The sequence below is a fragment of the Streptomyces albus subsp. chlorinus genome, assembly GCF_013302895.1.
In the GTDB taxonomy this organism is placed as follows: Bacteria; Actinomycetota; Actinomycetes; order Streptomycetales; family Streptomycetaceae; genus Streptomyces; species Streptomyces chlorinus.
Genome location: NZ_VJOK01000001.1, coordinates 883300 through 900589 on the forward strand (window position 1 = coordinate 883300; position 17290 = coordinate 900589).

The window sequence follows — 17290 nt, forward strand, 5'->3', positions numbered from 1 at the left end:
CCCTCTTGGTTCTTCCCAAGCCTACCACCGCGTTTTCGGTGATCCGAAATCCCCTCCGCGCCGAGGCGCAGAAGATCGACCGTCCGAAACCGGTGGAATCCTGGAGTGCCGCCCTCGCCGCTCTCGGCGCCGGGCAGGCATACGACAGTACAGCTCACCGCGTCGGAGAGGCAAATCGGTTCTGCGGCGGTTCCGCACGGGCCGGCCCGGCTTCCGGTCTGGAGGGGCCGAGGGAGAGGAGGGGGAGGAAGGGGCGCCGTGGACAGTGCGGAGGCGGCTGGAAGCAGGGGGTGGCGAGCGGGTTCCGGGGGGTGGGACCCGCCCGCGCACTCGCGCGGAATCAGCTGTTCCTATGACTTACGCTTCTGAACGGTGCGCCGTCCTGAACAGGTAGCGACGGCGGCTGATCGAAACTCCGCCCCTTGGAGGCTTCCCATGACCACCGTGTCGTCCCCGTTGACCGGGCGTGCCATCGGCCTGGCTGCTGTGCCGGATCCGGTGTTCTCCGGGGCGATGGTGGGCCCCGGCACCGCCATCGACCCCGTGCGGGAGCGCACCGAGGCCGTGGCGCCCGTGGACGGGGTCGTGGTCTCGCTCCATCCCCACGCGTTCGTCGTCGTGGACTCCGAGGGGCACGGGGTGCTGACGCACCTGGGGATCGACACCGTGCAGCTGAACGGTGAGGGCTTCGAGCTGCTGGCCGCCAAGGGGGACACCGTCACGCGGGGTCAGCCCATGGTGCGCTGGGACCCGGCCGCGGTGGAGGAGAAGGGGAAGTCTCCCGTCTCCCCGGTGATCGCGCTCGAGGCCACCGCCGACGCGCTCGCCGACCTGGTGGAGGACGGCGACGTCGAGCGGGGACAGACGCTCTTCGGCTGGAGCTGACACACAGCCCGGCCCCTTCCCTGTTCTCCTCCACGTGTCACCGGGAGTCCCCTCCTACGCGTGCGCGGGCCGGGCGGAGTACGACCGCGGTGGCACCGGTGCCGCCGCCGACCGGAGACGGGTGAGATGGACACAACGCTTCGAGGCGTGGGTGTGAGCCACGGCGTGGCGATCGGCGAGGCGCGGCACATGGGCACGGCCGTGCTGGAGCCCCCGGCCAAGCAGATCGCCGCCGACGAGGCGCCGCGTGAGCAGCAGCGGGCGCGGCAGGCCGTGGAGGCGGTCGCGGCCGATCTGGTCGCGCGGGGGAACCTCGCGGGCGGTGAGGCGCAGGCCGTGCTCGAGGCGCAGGCCCTGATGGCGCAGGACCCGGAGCTGATGGCCGACGTCGAGCGCAGGATCGCGGTGGGCAGCACGGCGGAGCGCGCCGTCTACGACGCGTTCGCCGCCTACCGGGCGCTGCTGGCGCAGGCGGGCGACTACCTGGCCGGGCGGGTGGCGGACCTGGACGACGTGCGCAACCGGATCGTCGCCAGGCTGCTGGGCGTCCCGATGCCGGGGGTGCCGGACAGCGACCGGCCGTACGTGCTGATCGCGCGGGATCTGGCGCCCGCGGACACGGCGCTGCTCGATCCCGCCCTGGTGCTCGGCTTCGTGACCGAGGAGGGTGGGCCGACGAGTCACAGCGCGATCCTCGCGCGGGCGCTGGGGGTGCCCGCCGTGGTGGCGCTGCCGGGTGCGTGCGACCTCGCCGAGGGCACGGTCGTCGCGGTGGACGGCAGCACCGGCGAGGTCGTGGTGAACCCGACCGACGCGGAGCGCGCGGCGCTGGCCAGGGACGCGGAGGAGCGGCGGGCCGCCGTCGCGGCGGCGACGGGCCCGGGTGCCACCTCGGACGGGCACAAGGTGCCGCTGCTGGCGAACGTGGGCGGCCCCGCCGACGTGCCGGCGGCCGTGGAGGCGGGCGCCGAGGGTGTGGGGCTGTTCCGTACGGAGTTCCTGTTCCTGGACGACAGTGAGCGGGCGCCGTCCCAGGAGAAGCAGGTCGAGGCGTACCGGCAGGTGCTGGAGGCGTTCCCGGAGGGGCGCGTGGTGGTGCGGGTGCTCGACGCGGGTGCCGACAAGCCGCTGAGCTTCCTGACTCCGGCCGACGAGCCGAACCCGGCGCTGGGGGTGCGCGGGCTGCGGACGCTGCTGGACCACCCGGAGGTGCTCCAGGGACAGCTGCGGGCGCTGGCGAAGGCCGCGGAGGGGCTGCCCGTCTACCTGGAGGTCATGGCGCCGATGGTGGCGGACCGCACGGACGCGAAGGCGTTCGCGGACGCCTGCCGGGCGGCGGGGCTGAGCGCGAAGTTCGGCGCGATGGTCGAGATCCCGTCGGCGGCGCTGCGGGCCCGGTCGGTGCTCCAGGAGGTGGAGTTCCTGTCGCTGGGCACCAACGACCTGGCGCAGTACACCTTCGCCGCCGACCGGCAGGTGGGTGCCGTCTCCCGGCTCCAGGACCCGTGGCAGCCGGCGCTGCTGGACCTGGTGGCGCTCTCGGCGGAGGCCGCGAAGGCGGAGGGCAAGAGCTGCGGGGTCTGCGGTGAGGCCGCCTCGGATCCGCTGCTGGCGTGTGTGCTGACGGGGCTCGGGGTGACGAGCCTGTCGATGGGGGCCTCGGCCATTCCGTTCGTACGGGCGCGGCTGGCCAAGCACACTCTGGCGCAGTGCGAGCGGGCCGCCGCCGCGGCGCGGGCCGCGGACAGCGGGCCGGAGGCGCGGGCTGCGGCGCAGGCGGTGCTGTCCGGCGAGTGAGCCGGGCGCGGGACCGACGCGGTGAGGGCCGCTCCGCCGGTGCGGGGCGGCCCTCCGTCGTTTCCGGTCCCGCCCGGTCCCGGTCAGCCGCGGTCGCGGGCGAGTCGCTCGTAGAAGCGGAGCAGTCCGGCGTTGTCGACGGAGCCCGGGTTGACGGCCTTCTCCATGGCGGTGCCCTGGAGGAGCCGCTTGACGGGGACCTCCAGGCGTTTGCCGGTGAGGGTGTGGGGGACGGCGGGGATCTCGATGATCTCGTCCGGTACGTGGCGGGGCGAGAGGTTCTGCCGGATGGTCCGCTTGATCCTCTCGCGCAGCGCGTCGTCGAGGACGGTGCCCTCGGCGAGGTGGACGAAGAGCGGCATCCAGTAGCCGCCGTCGGGCTGTTCGACGCCGATGACGAGGGATTCGCGGATCTCGGGGAGGCGTTCGACGGCCTCGTAGATGTCGGCGGAGCCCATGCGGACACCCTGGCGGTTGAGGGTGGAGTCGGAGCGGCCGTGGATGACGACGGTGCCCCTGCTGGTGAGGGTGATCCAGTCGCCGTGGCGCCAGACGCCGGGGTACATGTCGAAGTAGCTGTCGTGGTAGCGGGAGCCGTCCGGGTCGTTCCAGAAGCGGACGGGCATGGAGGGCATGGGCTGGGTGACGACGAGTTCCCCGACCTCGTCCACCAGCGGCCGGCCGTGCGGGTCCCAGGCGGCCAGGTCCACGGCGAGGGAGGGTGCCTGGAGTTCTCCGGTGTGGACGGGGAGGGTGGGGACGGCGCCGGCGAAGCAGCTGCACACGTCGGTGCCGCCGCTGACGGAGGCGATCCACATGTCGGGCGAGACCTCGTCGTGGATCCAGCGGAAGCCGTCGGGCGGGAGCGGGGAGCCGGTGGTGGCCACGCACTTGACCGCCGAGAGGTCGAAGTCGCGGCCGGGGCGGACGCCGGCTTTGCGGCAGGCCATGACATAGGCGGCGGAGGTGCCGTAGACCGTGGTGCGGGTGCGTTCGGCGACGCGCCACTGCGCGGCCGTGTCGGGGTGGCCGGGGCTGCCGTCGTAAGTGATGACGGTGGCGCCGGTGAGCAGCCCTGAGACCAGCAGGTTCCACATCATCCAGCCGGTGGAGGTGAACCAGAAGAAGCGGTCGCCGGGTCCGAGGTCGTTGTGCAGGGTGAGCTGCTTGAGGTGTTCGACCAGGATGCCGCCCTGGGACTGGACGATGGCCTTGGGCAGTCCGGTGGTGCCGGAGGAGTACAGGACCCACAACGGGTGCTGGAAGGGGACCTGTTCGTAGACGGGTTCGGCCTCCGAGGTGGTCAGGTCGGCCCACTCCAGCGCGCCCTCGGGTGCGGGGGTGCCCAGCAGCGGGACGTGGACGACGGCGCGGAGGGTGGGCAGGGCGGCGCGGAGTTCGGCGACGGTCTCGCGGCGGTCGTGTTCCCTGCCGCCGTAGCGGTAGCCGTCGACGGTGAACAGGACGACGGGTTCGACCTGTTGGAAGCGGTCCAGGACGCTGCGGGCGCCGAAGTCGGGGGCGCAGGAGGTCCACACCCCGCCGACGGCGGCGGTGGCCAGGAGGGCGACGGCGGCCTGCGGGATGTTGGGCAGGTAGCCGCTGACGCGGTCGCCGGGTCGCACACCGAGGCGGCGCAGTTCGCGGGCGAGGGAGGCGACCTGGGAGCGCAGGGTGCGCCAGCTGACGGGGGCGGGTTCGTGGGTCTCGTCGACGTGCAGCAGGGCGGGCTCGTCGGCGCGGGCGGGGTCGTCGGCCGGGCGCAGCGCGTGCTCGGCGTAGTTGAGGGTGGCGCCGGGGAACCAGCGGGCGCCTGGCATGCGCGCGTCGGCCAGCACGGTCTCGTACGGGGTGGTGAAGCGGACGCCGGACCACTCGGCGAAGGCTCCCCAGAAGGTGGCCAGGTGCGCGGTGGACCAGCGGTGCAGGGCGGCGTACGAGGCGACGGGGTCGTCCGGATCGGGTGCGGGGGCGCCGTGGTGGCGGGCGGCCCATTCCTGGAAGCGGATCAGACGGGTGGCGGGGATGTGCTGCGGGTCGGGCCGCCAGAGCGCCTCCGGCTCGGAGGGGTGCGAGGTGCTGTCGCTGTGCTCAGCGGTCATGGCGGCTCCCTGACGTCCTGTTCCCGTCGTCACTCTTCGGCCGGGACGATGCCATGTGAGCACGGGTTGTGCCAGGGCACGCCTCACACACCCCCGCTGTGCGGGGTGTGCGAAGACCATGGTGACCAACGGGTGAACGGCCGCTGAACAGCGCTGACGTGGGGCGTTGTCGGTGGCAGGCTGAGCAGCATGGACGCGCGTGACCTGGTGCGGTCGGTGACGGTGGGCGGGACGCGCCAGGGGGTGCGGGCGTTGCGCTGGGCGTGGCGCAGACGGCGGGCGGACGCGGTGGGGCTGCCCCGGCAGCGCGCGGAGCGGGCCCGTACGCCGGGCGAGGCGGTGGGGGCCGAGCCGTGCCCCGGGGGCGGGGTGGTGCGGTTCACGCGCTCGGTGCTGCTGGTGCGGGTGACGGTGACGGGTGCGGTCTTCCTGGGCTGGGACGGTGCCGAGCCGGAGCCGTCGTACGCGCTGGCGGGTCCGTGTCCGGCGCCGGACGAGCGGGCGCGGCTGGAGCCGGACAAGGACGGCGGCTGGCGGCTGGTGTCCGAGCGGGTGCTGGTGACGGTCTCGCGGTACGGCGCCGTGGAGGTGAGCACGCCGGGCGGGGCGCTGCTGCGCCGGGACCGGCCGCCCCGCTGGTGGGAGGGGACGGGCCGCGAGGGCGGGGCCGGCGGGTCGTCGGCAGCCGCCGGGCCGCGCTGGCTGCAGCGTTCCGAACTCCCGGCCGACGCCCGGTTCTTCGGGCTGGGCGGCAGGACGGACGGGCCCCGGCTGCGCGACGGGACCTACCGGCTGTGGAACACCGCCCCGGGGCCGCAGGGCGCGGCGTCGGTCACCATGCCGGTCCTGGTGAGCGTGGCGGACCCGGGCACGCTCCTGGTCTTCCACGACAACTCCTTCGACGGCTCCGTCACCGTGCGGGAGGGCTCGGAGGGCCTGGGCTCGGGGCACGACCGGCCGGCGCGGTGCGAGGTGCGGATGGCCGGCGGGCCGCTGCGCTACTGGGTGGTGGCGGGCGCGCCCTCGCGGGTGCTGCACGGCTGGGCCGCGCTGACGGGTGCCCCGGCGGTGCCGCCCCGCTGGGCGCTGGGCCACCAGCACGCGCCGGGCGGTGACTTGGACGAGGAGCGGCTGCGGCGGGTCGCGGAGGGCTTCTTGGCGCACGGGCTGCCGCTGCGCGCGCTGCACCTGGGCGGTGCTCCCCGGGCGGGGCATCGCGCTTCCACGGTGGACGAGGCCCGCTCTCCCGGCCCGGTGCGGCTGTCGGCGCGGCTGCTGGGTGCCGGGGTGCGGCTGGTGCCGGCGGTGGAGCCGGCGGTGCGGGCGGAGCCGGGCCATCCGGTGTTCGACAGCGGACGGGCGGCCGACGTGTTCGTGCGGGAGGTGCGGGGGCGGACCGTGCTGGGCGGCGCCCCGTCCGGGGACGCGGTCTTCCCGGACTTCACCGACCGGCGGGTGCGCAAGTGGTGGGCCGCGCAGTACGGGGAGCGGCTGGAGCAGGGCTTCTCCGGCGTGTGGCACACGGGGAACGAGCCCGTCTCGCTGTGTGCCTTCGGTGACCGGACACTGCCGCTGTCGGCGCGGCACGCCCTGGAGGGGCGCGGCGGGGACCACCGGGAGGCGCACAACGTGTACGCGCTGGCCATGGCGAAGGCCGGGTACGCCGGGCTGCTGGAGCTGCGGGGCGAGCGGCGCCCGTTCGTGGTCTCCCGGGCCGGGTGGGCGGGCATGCAGCGGTACGGCGGTGCCGGGGCGGACGCACCGGTGGCCGGGTGGGCCGGTCTGCGGGCGGCGTTGTCGCTGGTGCTGGGACTGGGGCTGTGCGGGGTCCCGTACGCGGGGCCGGACGTGGCCGGGGGCGCCGAGCCACCCTCCCCCGAACTGCTTGCGCGCGCCCTGCAGTTGGGGGCGTATCTGCCGCTGTTCCGTACCGGCCCCGCCGCTTTCGCGCAGGGTGACGGGCCGTGGGAGTGCGGCGCGGAGGTGCTGGAGCAGGTCCGGGCGGCGCTTGCCGAGCGGGAGCGGCTGGTGCCGTATCTGATGACGCTGGCCCAGCTCGCGCACCGTACCGGCGCCCCGTACGTGCGCCCCGTGTGGTGGCAGCACCCCAGGGACCGGCGGCTGAGGGACTGCGAGGACGCGTTCCTGCTGGGGGACGCGCTGCTGGTGGCCCCGGTGCTGGAGCCCGGCGTGCGGGTGCGCGCGGTACGGCTCCCGGCGGGCCGCTGGTACGACACGGCGACCGGCCGCTCCTGGGACGGTCCCGCCACGGTGCGGCTCGCGGCGCCGCTGGGACGGGTGCCGGTGCTGGCCCGGGCGGGGGCCGCCGTGCCGGTGCGGGGCGCGGACGGGGGCACGGAGCTGGAGGTGTGGCCGCCCGTCCCGGGGCGAGCGGGCGGCGGGCTCTACATCCCCGATCCCGGCGAGGGCTGGGAGCGGCCGGAGGCGGAGCGGTTCACGGTGCGGGGCGCGCGAGGCGGTGCCGTGGTGGTGGAGCGGGAGGGCGGCGGCGCGGTGGGGCTTCCGGTGCGGGTGCGCTAGGCGCGGGCCCGGTGCTCCGCTCCGGGCCGGCGACGGGAGGCACCGGACCGGGCCCTCGAAGCACCGGACCGGGCCCGGGCGCCGGCCCGTCTCACACCTTGCGGCCGACTCCGCCGTAGACGGCGACCTCGGGCGGCTCCCCGAACGGGAGGGCCTCGGGGCGCCAGTGCGGGCAGGAGACGACGCCCGGTTCCAGTAGTTCCAGTCCGTCGAAGAAGCGCGCCATCTGCTGGGGGCTGCGCGGGGTGTAGGGCACGGCGCCGCTGCCCGCGTTGAACCGGTGGATGGCCTCCACGTAGGCGGGGTCGGTGTCGCTGCCGTCGTTGAAGCCGAGGTAGCTGCCGGGTGGCAGCGCGGCCATCAGTTCGGCGGTGACGGCGCGGGCCTCGTCGTAGTCGCCGACCAGGCCGAGGATGCCCATCAGCATCAGGCCGACGGGACGGTCGAGGTCGAGGGTCTCGGCCGCCGCTTCGAGGATGCGGGCCGGATCGCGCACGTCGGCGTGCAGGTAACTGGTCGCCCCCTGGCGGGTGCTGGTGAGCAGGGCCTGGGCGTGGGCGAGGACCAGCGGGTCGTTGTCGACGTAGACGATGCGGCTCTCGGGGGCGACCCGCTGGGCGATCTCGTGGGTGTTGTCGACGGTGGGCAGGCCGGTGCCGATGTCGAGGAACTGTCTGATCCCGGCCTCGCCCGCGAGGTGGCGGACCACGCGCCCGGTGAAGGCCCGCGAGTGGCGGGTGATGTCGACCATGCCGGGGAAGATCGCGCAGATCCGGTCGCCGGCGGCGCGGTCGACGGCGTAGTGGTCCTTGCCGCCCAGCAGGTAGTTCCAGATCCGCGCGGAGTGCGGGACGGTGGTGTCGATCCGCGTGGGCGGCTGCTGCGCCCGGGCCGTGCGGTCCGTCATGGCTGGCTCCCTGGTCGACTGGTGGCTGACTGCGGTGGTGACTTCGCCTGGCCGGCCGCGGCCGGCCGCGGCTGTCGGGTGCCGGCTCAACGTACCGTCAGTGGCACGGCCTCTGGAGCCGTGTGTGCGCCATTCCAGCACGCGGGTGCCCGCCCGCGCCGACCGGGGCGGCAGGGCACCGCCCCGGTCGGCCGTCGGGCGTGGTGCGCTCAGTGGCGGGAGGCCAGGGAGCGGCGGGAGACGGGGAAGTCGAAGTAGGTGTCGGGGAAGGTCTCCGGCTTGTGGGTGAAGTGCCACCACTCCTCGGGCAGGTTGGTGAAGCCCTGCCGCTCCAGGGTGGTCTTGAGCAGCCGCCTGTTGGCGCGCTGCTCGACGGTGACGCGGGGGTCGTCGGTGTGGGCGAGCGTGTCGAAGCAGTCGAACCCGGTGCCGGTGTCGACGGAGTTGTCCGGGAACCGCTCCGGCCGGGGCGCGTAGCAGGGCTTCAGCGGCTCGCCCGGCACGTAGGGGCGGGTGGGCTTCGCGGGCAGCTTCACGACGGTGATGTCCACGGTGCTGCCCCGGCTGTGGCCGGACTTCTCGGCGATGTAGCCGTCCGCGAACAGCCGGTTCTTCTCCACGCGCGGGTAGAACTCGGCCTTCATGCGCTGGTCGTCGAGGTCCTTGGCCCAGCGCACGAAGTGGTTCACGGCGCGCTGGGGGCGGTAGCAGTCGTAGACCTTGAGGGTGTAGCCGCGCTCGAGGAGGGAGCGCTGTGCGCGGGCGAGGGCCTGGGCGGTGTCCTCGGTGACCAGGCACAGCGGTGCGCGGTAGCCGTCGATGGGCTCGCCGGCGAAGTTGTGCGGGGTGAAGTAGCGGATCTCCTGGCGGATGGTGGGGGCGACGTCGTGGAGGGCGACGAACTCCTCGGGGGCCCTGGGCTCGCCGCGCCCTCCCGGGCCGGTCCGGTCCGCAGTGGCGGGTGCGGGGGCCGCCGCGAGGGAGACGAGTGCGACTGCCGCGACGAGAGCTGCCCGGAGTGGGGTGCGGAGGGTTCTCATGCCCTCTCGTCTACCAGGAGGGCGGAAAGGAGAAACGGTGGCTCGGGACCACCCCCGTCGGCCCCGTGCCACCGTTCTCGTTCTGTCCGGACGCCGGTCCCCCGGGGGCGGTTCGCATGATCGGGGAGACGTACGCGCACGTGAGGATCTGGTGACGTGCTCGTGACAGTCGCAACGATCACGTCGCACAGCAGGCCGGGCCGGGCGGTTGTGCCGCCGACCTTGACTGCCCCCCACCGGGCCTGAACACTGCCGTCACGCTCGTCGCGGACACGCCGTCAGGCCGGGTGGAGCCGCCGATCGGCGGGGCCGTGCGGCACCGATCGGCGGGGCTTCGGCGCGCCGCTCGGCAAGGCCGCATTCTGATCTCGACGTCCGAACGCACCTATCGAGGGGTCGTCAACCATGACGGACAAGTACGTCGCAGCCATCGACCAGGGCACCACCTCCAGCCGTTGCATCGTCTTCGACCAGCGGGGCGGGATCGTCGCCGTCGACCAGCGGGAGCACCGCCAGATCTTCCCGAAACCCGGCTGGGTGGAACACGACGCCACGGAGATCTGGGAGAAGGTCCAGTCGGTCGTCGCCGGGGCGCTGGAGCGCGCGGGGCTGCGGGCCGACCAGTTGAGCGCCATCGGCATCACCAACCAGCGGGAGACGACGCTGCTGTGGGACCGGGCGACGGGCGAGCCGGTGCACAACGCGATCGTGTGGCAGGACACCCGTACGGCCCAGCTGTGCACCCAGCTGGGCGGCGAGGACGGCCAGGACCGCTTCCGTGACCGTACGGGGCTGCCGCTGGCCAGTTATTTCGCGGGGCCCAAGGTCGCCTGGCTGCTGGACAACGTCCCCGGGCTGCGGCAGCGCGCCGTAAGAGGGGAGCTGGCCTTCGGCACCATCGACTCCTGGCTGATCTGGAACCTGACCGGCGGCACCGACGGCGGGCGGCACGTCACCGACGTCACCAACGCCTCCCGCACCATGCTGATGAACCTGGAGTCACTGGAGTGGGACCAGTCGGTGCTGGACGCGATGGACGTGCCGGCCGCGGTGCTGCCCGAGATCCGCTCGTCGTCGGAGGTGTACGGCACCGCTGTCGGGCAGTTGGCGGGCGTGCCGGTGGCCTCGGCGCTGGGTGACCAGCAGGCGGCGGTCTTCGGCCAGACGTGCTACGGCGTCGGCGAGGCCAAGAACACCTACGGCACCGGCTCCTTCCTCCTGCTGAACACCGGGAACCGGCCGGTGCCCAGCAAGAACGGGCTGCTGACGACGATGGGCTACCGGCTCGGCGGCGACGCGCCGGTCTACTGCCTGGAGGGCTCCATCGCCATCACCGGCGCCCTGGTGCAGTGGTTCCGCGACCAGCTGGGCATCATCAGCGACGCCTCCGAGATCGAGCCGCTGGCCGCCAGTGTGGAGGACAACGGCGGGGCCTACATCGTGCCCGCCTTCTCCGGGCTGTTCGCCCCCTACTGGCGCTCGGACGCGCGGGGCGTCGTCACCGGCCTGACCCGCTACGTCACCAAGGCGCACCTGGCGCGGGCCGTGCTGGAGGCCACCAGCTGGCAGACCCGCGAGGTGGTGGACGCCATGTACCAGGACAGCGGGGTCGAGATCACCACCCTGAAGGTGGACGGCGGCATGACGGCCAACGGTCTGCTGATGCAGCACCAGGCCGATGTGCTGGGGGTTCCGGTGATCCGTCCGGTGGTCGCGGAGACGACGTGCCTGGGCGCGGCCTACGCCGCGGGGCTGGCCACCGGCGTGTGGTCCGACCTGGACGAGCTGCGCTCCCACTGGATGCGCGACGCCGAGTGGACGCCCCGCATGAGCGAGGAGGAGCGGGAGAGGGAGTTCGCCAACTGGCACAAGGCGGTCGAGCGCAGCTTCGGCTGGGAGCAGTCGGGCTGAGTTCCGGTGCGCCGGCCGGGGCTCAGGCCCCGGCCGGTGTGCGCGGGGCGGCCCGCATGGCGTGCTCCACCACCGAGACCAGGACGTCGCGGGCCGACTCGCGCACGCGGGCGTCGCACTGCAGGACGGGGACGCCCTCGTCGAGGTCGAGGGCGTCGCGGATGGACTCGGCGGGGTAGCGGTCGGCGCCGTCGAAGCGGTTGACGGCGACGGTGAAGGGTATGGAGCGGCGTTCGAAGTAGTCGATGGCGGCGAAGCTGTCCGCCAGGCGCCGGGTGTCGGCCAGGACCACGGCACCGAGCGCGCCGTTGGCCAGCTCGTCCCACAGGAACCAGAAGCGGTCCTGGCCCGGGGTGCCGAACAGGTACAGCACCAGCTGTTCGTGGATGGTGATGCGCCCGAAGTCCATGGCGACAGTCGTCGTGGACTTCGCCTCCACCCCCTGGGTGTCGTCGAAGGGGCGGCCCGCCTCGGTCAGCCGCTCCTCGGTGCGCAGCGGCTTGATCTCGCTGACCGCCCCGACCAGGGTGGTCTTGCCGACGCCGAAGCCGCCGGCCACCAGGATCTTGAGCGTGACCGGCTCGGCCGGGGCCTTGCCGCCGCCCCGCTCAGAGCGCCCGAAGACCATTGATCACCTCTCTGAGGATGCTCTCGTCCGGCAGTTCGGCCGGAGGAACGGGTCGGGTGACGCGTACCAGACCGGCTTCCAGCAGGTCGCCGATGAGGACGCGGACGACACCGACGGGAAGGTCCAGCTCGGCCGCCAGCTCCGCCACGGAGAGGGTGGAGGCGCGGCAGAGCCGGACGATGTCGAGGTGCTCGGGCACCAGGGCGTGGTCGGCCAGGAGCTTGTCCTCGGCCACGGAGCCGTCCGGGTCCTTTGGACCGGGGTCCGGGCCGTCGGCGATGACGAGGGCGATGAGGTCGAGCTGGGCCTCCGGGGCGCTGCTGCGGGTGCGGCCCCGCGTCATCGCGTACGGCCGCACCACGGGTCCTGCCGCGTCGTCGAACCAGTGGTCCGTCATCGCCGGTCCCGCCCCCTCGTCCCCTCGTCCCGTCATCCTTCGTCGTACTGTCAGCGGTTCCCTGTCGCTCCGCCGTCGTCCTGGCCCGCGCGGGGTGCGGTGCCCAGGTGCACGCCCACGCGCTTGACCAGCAGGGTCATCTCGTAGGCGACCTGGCCGACGTCGGAGTCGGCGTCGGAGAGCACCGCCAGGCAGCTGCCGTCACCCGCCGCCGTGACGAAGAGGAACGCCTCGTCCAGCTCGACCACGGTCTGCCGCACGTCGCCGGCCTCGAAGTGCCGGCCGACGCCCTTGGCCAGGCTGTGGAACCCGGAGGCGACAGCGGCCAGATGCTCGCTGTCCTCCCTGGTGAGGCCCTCCGAGGCGCCCCTGGCGAGGCCGTCCCCGGACAGGATGAGAGCCTTGCGGATGCTTCCGACGCGCTCGACCAACTCGTCGAGGAGCCAGTTGAGTTCGCCGCTTCCAGCGGAGTGCGATGCGGCGTGCGGTGCGGTCATCGACCGTCCCCTCCCGGTGTCGTTCCTGGTGCGGTCTCCCCCGCGTCGTGCGGCGGCTCGCTCTCGCGTCTGCCGCGTTCCCAGCCGCGCTGGAGGGAGGCCATCTTGCTGCGCACTGCGTCGGCGTCCCGCTCGGCGGCGTCCGACGTGCTGGAATCCTGGGTGCCCGGCCGCCGGTCCGGCATGCGGGTGCCGGCGGTGGGGCTGTCCGTCCTGAGCTGCGGCGCGAGGTTCGCCTGGCGTACCCGGCGCGGCAGTCCGCCCGCGCGCCCGCCACCGGACCCGGCACCGGGACCAGGGACGGGGCCCGGTCCGGGGCCGGCGCTCGCGGACGGCGTGTCCGGGGCGGTGCCGCGAGGCTGTCGCGCCTCCGGCGCCGGCACCGGGTCGGTGCCGGGGCTGGTGCGCCCGTCCTCGGACTGCCGGTCGGCCCGGTCCTGCCGGTCGGCCCGGGGCTTTCTGCGGCGGGGCAGCGGTGCGGGGCCGCCCGCATCCGTACGCCCGTGCGCAGCCTGCCCGTCGGCAGCCTGGCGGTCCGGGTCCACGGTGCGGCCGTTGTCGGCGATCAGCACCGGCGCGCCGGGGCGGCGGCGCGGCAGCGGGGCCGCCCGCCCGTTCGCGGGGGTGCCGTCACCCTCGACGGAGTCGCCGCGCGCCTGGCCGCGGGAGGCGGACGCCGTCTCGTCCCGCGCCTGCTGGTGCTGCTCCCCTGCCGGGGCCGCGGGCGCGGTGCCGCTCTCCCTCCGGCGCGGGGTGCGCCCGGCCCGGGTGCGTTCCGTCTCGTCGACCGGCGCCTCCAGCTCGACGGGTCCGTCGAGAGGCCGCGCGGGCCGGCCGCCGGACTCGGCGGCGTCGGCGGACGGGCGCCTGTCGTCCTCGCGGCCGGGGGTCTCCTCGCGGCCGGGGGTCTCCTCGCGGCCGGGGGTCTCGGTGAGGACGGCGCCGGGGATGAGCACGACGGCCGTGGTGCCGCCGTAGGGCGAGGGCTGGAGCGAGACCCGTACGCCCTGGCGCTGGGCGAGCCGCGAGACGACGAACAGGCCGAGCCGGTCGGTGTCCGACAGCTCGAACTCGGGCGTCTCCGCGAGCCGCAGGTTGGCGTCGAGCATCGCGTCGGGGGTCATGCCCAGGCCCCGGTCGTGGATCTCCAGCGTGAAGCCGTTGGCCACCCGCTCCCCCAGGACCTGCACGGCGGTGTGCGGCGGGGAGAACACCGTGGCGTTCTCCAGCAGTTCGGCGATCAGGTGCGTCAGGTCGGCCACCGCGCTGCCGTCCACGGCCAGCCGGGGCAGTCTGCGCACCTCGATGCGCTCGTAGTCCTCGACCTCCGCGACGGCGGCCCGCACCACGTCCATCAGCTGCACGGGCTTGCGCCACTGCCGGGAGGGCGCGGCGCCGGAGAGGATGACCAGGCCCTCGGCGTGCCGGCGCATGCGCGTGGTGAGGTGGTCGAGCCGGAACAGGTCCGCGAGTTCGTCGGCGTCCTCGGTGCGGCGCTCCATCGCGTCCAGCAGGGTGAGCTGGCGGTGCAGCAGCACCTGGTTGCGCCGGGCGAGGTTGACGAACACCTCGGAGACGCCGCGCCGCATGTCGGCCTGTTTGACGGCGGCCTCGACGGCGGCCCGTTGCAGGGTGTTGAGGGCCTGGCCGACCTGGCCCATCTCGTCGGCCGGGTACTCCAGGCGGGGCGACTCGGCCTCGACGTCCACCTGTTCGCCCGCGGCCAGCCGGCGCATGACGCTGGGCAGCCGTGCGCCCGCGGCCTCGTTGGCCTCCTTCCGCAGGGCGCCCAGGTCGCGGACGAGGCCGCGGCCGACGCGGATGGAGATGACGAGGGAGGCCAGCACCGCGAGGAAGCCCAGCACACCGGCGGCGGCGGCCTGGACGAGCACCCGGGTGGCGACCGGCGCGACCCGCTCCTGGTAGCGGTGCCGGGCCTGCGCGTCCATGCGCCTCAGGTCGTCCAGCACCGTGCTGATGCCCAGCCGCCAGCGCTCCTCGTCCACCGGTCCGGTGCCGGTGCGCGGGCCGGCGGCGATGACGGCGTCCTCGTTGCTGCGCAGAGTACGGCCGTCGCTGCCGTTCCAGTAGTTCTCGAAGACCTGCCGGTCCTCGGCGGGCAGCGGGGGCAGGTTCGTCTGGTAGGCGATGTTGCGCTCGGCCACCCGGTCGGAGAGGGCCCGCTGGTCGCCGCGGGTGAACTCCCCCGCGGCGTAGGCCGCCGCCATGAGAGCGTCCTCCCGCGAGAGGTACTCGCGGGCGAGGGTGACACCGACCAGGGCACGCCCCTGCTTCTCCAGGTCGACGTCGTCCACGGCACTCAGCGAGGCGACCAGCGCGTAGGCCGGGTCCACGAGTTCGTTGTACGCCTGGAAGGCGCCACCGCGGGTGACGCTGTTCTTCTCGACGCGGGTACGGAGCCGCTCCAGCCCGTCGAGGGCCTCGACGAAGTCGTCGAGGCGGGCCCGGGAGTCGGGGCCCAGATCGGAACGCAGCCCGCTGTCGGACGCGTTGCGGCGCACCACGGCGGCCTTCTCGTCCGTGGCGCGCTGGAGCGCGCGCAGGGATTTCGTACCGCGCCGGCCGCCGGGGTCGGCGATGCGGACCATGATCTGGCGGCGTTCGCGCTGGAGGGCCCGGACGGTGTCCTCGGTGGGGTCACCGATCTTGCGGGTGATCTCGTCCAGCCGCAGCAGGCTGTTCGCCTCGGTGGCGGTGATGTAGGTCGCGAAGCCCCAGATGGACACCAGGGAGACCAGCGGCACCAGCAGCAGCACCACGATCTTCCGGCGGATGGACTTTCCGCGAAAGCGCATGGCCTCCCCTACGTCCTCCCCATCGCCCGGGGCGTGTACCGACAGCAAGCGGCGCGAGCTTACTACTGAGGCGCAGACAACTCGTAGACATGTTTGAACGTTGGAACAGGCAGTCCAGGGTGCCTCATCCTGAGTTGTCCGTCGATGCCCCAACGACCACCCGACAGGTGTGGTACAGCACACGTTTGTGAAAGCGTGCGAAGATCAAGGGGGTCGTGAAGGGGGAGTGAATGATGTACGCCAAGCCCCGGCTGCCTGACCCGGTCCGAGCCGCGGCGGTGCGCGCGGTGATCATCGTGGCGCTGACGCTGGTGCTGCTCATGGTGGCGTTCTTCTGCTCGATGGCCGGTGTCTGGCTCGCCTTCCCGATGGTGCTCTGCACCATCGGCAGCACTGTCGCGGCCACCTGGGCGGTACTGGACGTGTGGATCACCCGGCAGGTGTGGGTGCAGCGCCACGGCGTCGTCTCGGAGCCCAGCAGCGCGGCGAGACGCCGCCCGGTGGAGGCGCACCGCCGCCCGGCTCCGGGGACCGCCGCGGAGGACCGGACCCCCGCGCGGGACGGGACGCGCCCCGGCCCGGCCCCGGGAGAGCGGCCGGCCCCGGGACAGGAGCCGGGCGCGGAACAGGAGCCGGGCGCGGCGGATGTCAGGAGCGGGGCGGGCGTGCCGCGTCCGGCTCGTCCCGCGGACGATGCGGCGCGGGAACATCCCCCGGCGTCCCCTCAGCGGGAGCGTCCCTCGGTGCCCCGTCCGCAGGCGTCCGCCTCCCCCGCCCGTCCTGCCCGGCGGACGGCTCCGGGCCGGGGCGGCGGAACATCCGTGTCGCGGTGATCTCCCCGTGCACCGCGGCCTCCCCCTCCCCGGCCGCCTCGGGCTGGGGCAGACCGGGCCGCAGATGCTCCTCGACGCTGATGTACTTGAGCCCCGCGCGCAGATCCGCGTCGTTGCGCAGCCGGATCACCAGCGGGAACTCCGCCAGGGCCGTCGTGTCGAACAGGCCCGTGGTGTAGAGGAGCTGGACCCCGAGGGCGTCGGCGACCGCGCGCTGAAGCTCCAGCAGATAGGTGGCGTTGGCCCGCCCGATGGGGTTGTCCAGGAAGAGGGTGCCGGCGTGCCGGTGCTTGTCGCGGCCCCGGTCGTTGCTGCGCAGGGCGGCCATCGTGCAGTAGAGGGCGATGGCGGCGGTCAGCAGCTGGCCGCCGGAGAAGACATCGCCCATCTGCCCGACCGGCACCCGCTCGGCCCGCAGCACCGCGTCGGGCTTGAGGATCTCCACACCGACCCCGCGCGGCTGGAGCGCCGCGTGGACCCCGCGCAGCAGCAGCGTCATCCCGTCCCGCCGCAGATCGGAGTTCTTGCGCACGGCCGCGCGGGTGGCCTCGTCGATGACCTCGCCCAGCCGTTCGGTGAGCGTGGCCTGGTCGGGGTCCTCGAAGCGGATGCGCAGGAACTCCTGCCCCGACCACTCCCCCAGCCCCTCCGGCAGCCGGGAGAGCCGCTGCGCCGAACGCAGCGTCGTCAGTGACGACTCGACCAGACCGCGCAGCCGGTCCACGATGCTGTCCCGGTTGCGCTCCAGCTGCTCCAGCTCGTCGCTCAGCACCCGCAGCCGGGGCGCGAACGCCGCGGCCCAGGAGGCCGCGTGGTCGGGCAGCGCCGAGGCGGGCAGCTCCCGCACCTGCTGCCGGGCCGGGGTGCGCACCTGCTCGTAGCGGCTGGAGTTGGCGTGCCGCACGAGCACGTCGCAGGCTTCCCGCACGGCCTGTT

At 73.9% G+C, this 17290-nt stretch carries 12 protein-coding genes and 1 pseudogene; 4 read left to right on the plus strand and 9 right to left on the minus strand.

The window, feature by feature from the left end:
• Positions 1-435 precede the first annotated feature (435 nt).
• Positions 436-885, plus strand: a complete 450-nt coding sequence (locus FM076_RS04145; protein ID WP_173868578.1) for a PTS sugar transporter subunit IIA — start codon at positions 436-438, stop codon at positions 883-885.
• 126 nt (positions 886-1011) lie between these two features.
• Positions 1012-2682 (plus strand): phosphoenolpyruvate--protein phosphotransferase, encoded by a 1671-nt coding sequence (ptsP, locus tag FM076_RS04150; RefSeq protein ID WP_173868579.1) that lies wholly within the window; start codon positions 1012-1014, stop codon positions 2680-2682.
• Positions 2683-2765: 83 nt separating this feature from the next.
• On the opposite strand, the gene FM076_RS04155 is transcribed toward ptsP, so the two are convergent.
• Positions 2766-4784 carry an acetoacetate--CoA ligase gene (locus tag FM076_RS04155; RefSeq protein ID WP_173868580.1) on the minus strand — a complete coding sequence of 673 codons (2019 nt, stop codon included), beginning with the start codon at positions 4782-4784 and terminating at the stop codon, positions 2766-2768.
• 189 nt (positions 4785-4973) lie between these two features.
• Here FM076_RS04155 and FM076_RS04160 point away from each other — a divergent pair, with 189 nt between their 5' ends.
• On the plus strand, positions 4974-7325 hold the full coding sequence (locus FM076_RS04160) for a glycoside hydrolase family 31 protein (RefSeq protein ID WP_173868581.1): 2352 nt from the start codon (positions 4974-4976) through the stop codon (positions 7323-7325).
• A gap of 91 nt (positions 7326-7416) precedes the next feature.
• Here the strand turns inward: FM076_RS04160 and FM076_RS04165 are convergent, their stop codons facing one another.
• Together FM076_RS04165 and FM076_RS04170 are read right to left on the minus strand one after the other, a co-directional pair.
• Positions 7417-8232 (minus strand): SAM-dependent methyltransferase, encoded by an 816-nt coding sequence (locus tag FM076_RS04165; RefSeq protein WP_173868582.1) that lies wholly within the window; start codon positions 8230-8232, stop codon positions 7417-7419.
• A 209-nt stretch (positions 8233-8441) separates the two neighbouring features.
• A complete protein-coding gene (locus tag FM076_RS04170; protein ID WP_173868583.1) occupies positions 8442-9272 on the minus strand; it encodes a M15 family metallopeptidase in 831 nt (276 codons plus the stop codon).
• Positions 9273-9677: 405 nt separating this feature from the next.
• Here FM076_RS04170 and glpK point away from each other — a divergent pair, with 405 nt between their 5' ends.
• Positions 9678-11183 carry a glycerol kinase GlpK gene (glpK, locus tag FM076_RS04175; protein ID WP_173868584.1) on the plus strand — a complete coding sequence of 502 codons (1506 nt, stop codon included), beginning with the start codon at positions 9678-9680 and terminating at the stop codon, positions 11181-11183.
• A 22-nt stretch (positions 11184-11205) separates the two neighbouring features.
• Here glpK and FM076_RS04180 read toward each other — a convergent pair whose 3' ends face one another.
• From FM076_RS04180 to FM076_RS04205, 6 genes and pseudogenes are all read right to left on the minus strand, one after another.
• Positions 11206-11811 carry a GTP-binding protein gene (locus tag FM076_RS04180; RefSeq protein ID WP_173868585.1) on the minus strand — a complete coding sequence of 202 codons (606 nt, stop codon included), beginning with the start codon at positions 11809-11811 and terminating at the stop codon, positions 11206-11208.
• Positions 11792-12208, minus strand: coding sequence for a DUF742 domain-containing protein (locus FM076_RS04185; protein ID WP_173874498.1), 417 nt, complete (start codon positions 12206-12208; stop codon positions 11792-11794). The genes FM076_RS04180 and FM076_RS04185 overlap by 20 nt, the downstream gene beginning before the upstream one ends.
• A 50-nt stretch (positions 12209-12258) precedes the next feature.
• Positions 12259-12705 (minus strand): roadblock/LC7 domain-containing protein, encoded by a 447-nt coding sequence (locus tag FM076_RS04190; protein WP_173868586.1) that lies wholly within the window; start codon positions 12703-12705, stop codon positions 12259-12261.
• A complete protein-coding gene (locus FM076_RS04195) occupies positions 12702-15521 on the minus strand; it encodes a nitrate- and nitrite sensing domain-containing protein (protein ID WP_173868587.1) in 2820 nt (939 codons plus the stop codon). The genes FM076_RS04190 and FM076_RS04195 overlap by 4 nt, the downstream gene beginning before the upstream one ends.
• A gap of 124 nt (positions 15522-15645) precedes the next feature.
• On the minus strand, positions 15646-15954 hold the full coding sequence (locus FM076_RS04200; RefSeq protein ID WP_173868588.1) for a hypothetical protein: 309 nt from the start codon (positions 15952-15954) through the stop codon (positions 15646-15648).
• Between the two features lie 215 nt (positions 15955-16169).
• Positions 16170-17290 (minus strand): annotated as a pseudogene (locus FM076_RS04205) (hypothetical protein); the annotation flags it as partial.

Excerpts from the sequence above, each read along its gene's own strand:
- FM076_RS04145 (WP_173868578.1), top strand. The coding sequence starts at position 436 with ATGACCACCGTGTCGTCCCCGTTGACCGGGCGTGCCATCGGCCTGGCT.
- ptsP (WP_173868579.1), top strand. The coding sequence starts at position 1,012 with ATGGACACAACGCTTCGAGGCGTGGGTGTGAGCCACGGCGTGGCGATC.
- FM076_RS04155 (WP_173868580.1), bottom strand. The coding sequence starts at position 4,784 with ATGACCGCTGAGCACAGCGACAGCACCTCGCACCCCTCCGAGCCGGAG.
- FM076_RS04160 (WP_173868581.1), top strand. The coding sequence starts at position 4,974 with ATGGACGCGCGTGACCTGGTGCGGTCGGTGACGGTGGGCGGGACGCGC.
- FM076_RS04165 (WP_173868582.1), bottom strand. The coding sequence starts at position 8,232 with ATGACGGACCGCACGGCCCGGGCGCAGCAGCCGCCCACGCGGATCGAC.
- FM076_RS04170 (WP_173868583.1), bottom strand. The coding sequence starts at position 9,272 with ATGAGAACCCTCCGCACCCCACTCCGGGCAGCTCTCGTCGCGGCAGTC.
- glpK (WP_173868584.1), top strand. The coding sequence starts at position 9,678 with ATGACGGACAAGTACGTCGCAGCCATCGACCAGGGCACCACCTCCAGC.
- FM076_RS04180 (WP_173868585.1), bottom strand. The coding sequence starts at position 11,811 with ATGGTCTTCGGGCGCTCTGAGCGGGGCGGCGGCAAGGCCCCGGCCGAG.
- FM076_RS04185 (WP_173874498.1), bottom strand. The coding sequence starts at position 12,208 with ATGACGGACCACTGGTTCGACGACGCGGCAGGACCCGTGGTGCGGCCG.
- FM076_RS04190 (WP_173868586.1), bottom strand. The coding sequence starts at position 12,705 with ATGACCGCACCGCACGCCGCATCGCACTCCGCTGGAAGCGGCGAACTC.
- FM076_RS04195 (WP_173868587.1), bottom strand. The coding sequence starts at position 15,521 with ATGCGCTTTCGCGGAAAGTCCATCCGCCGGAAGATCGTGGTGCTGCTG.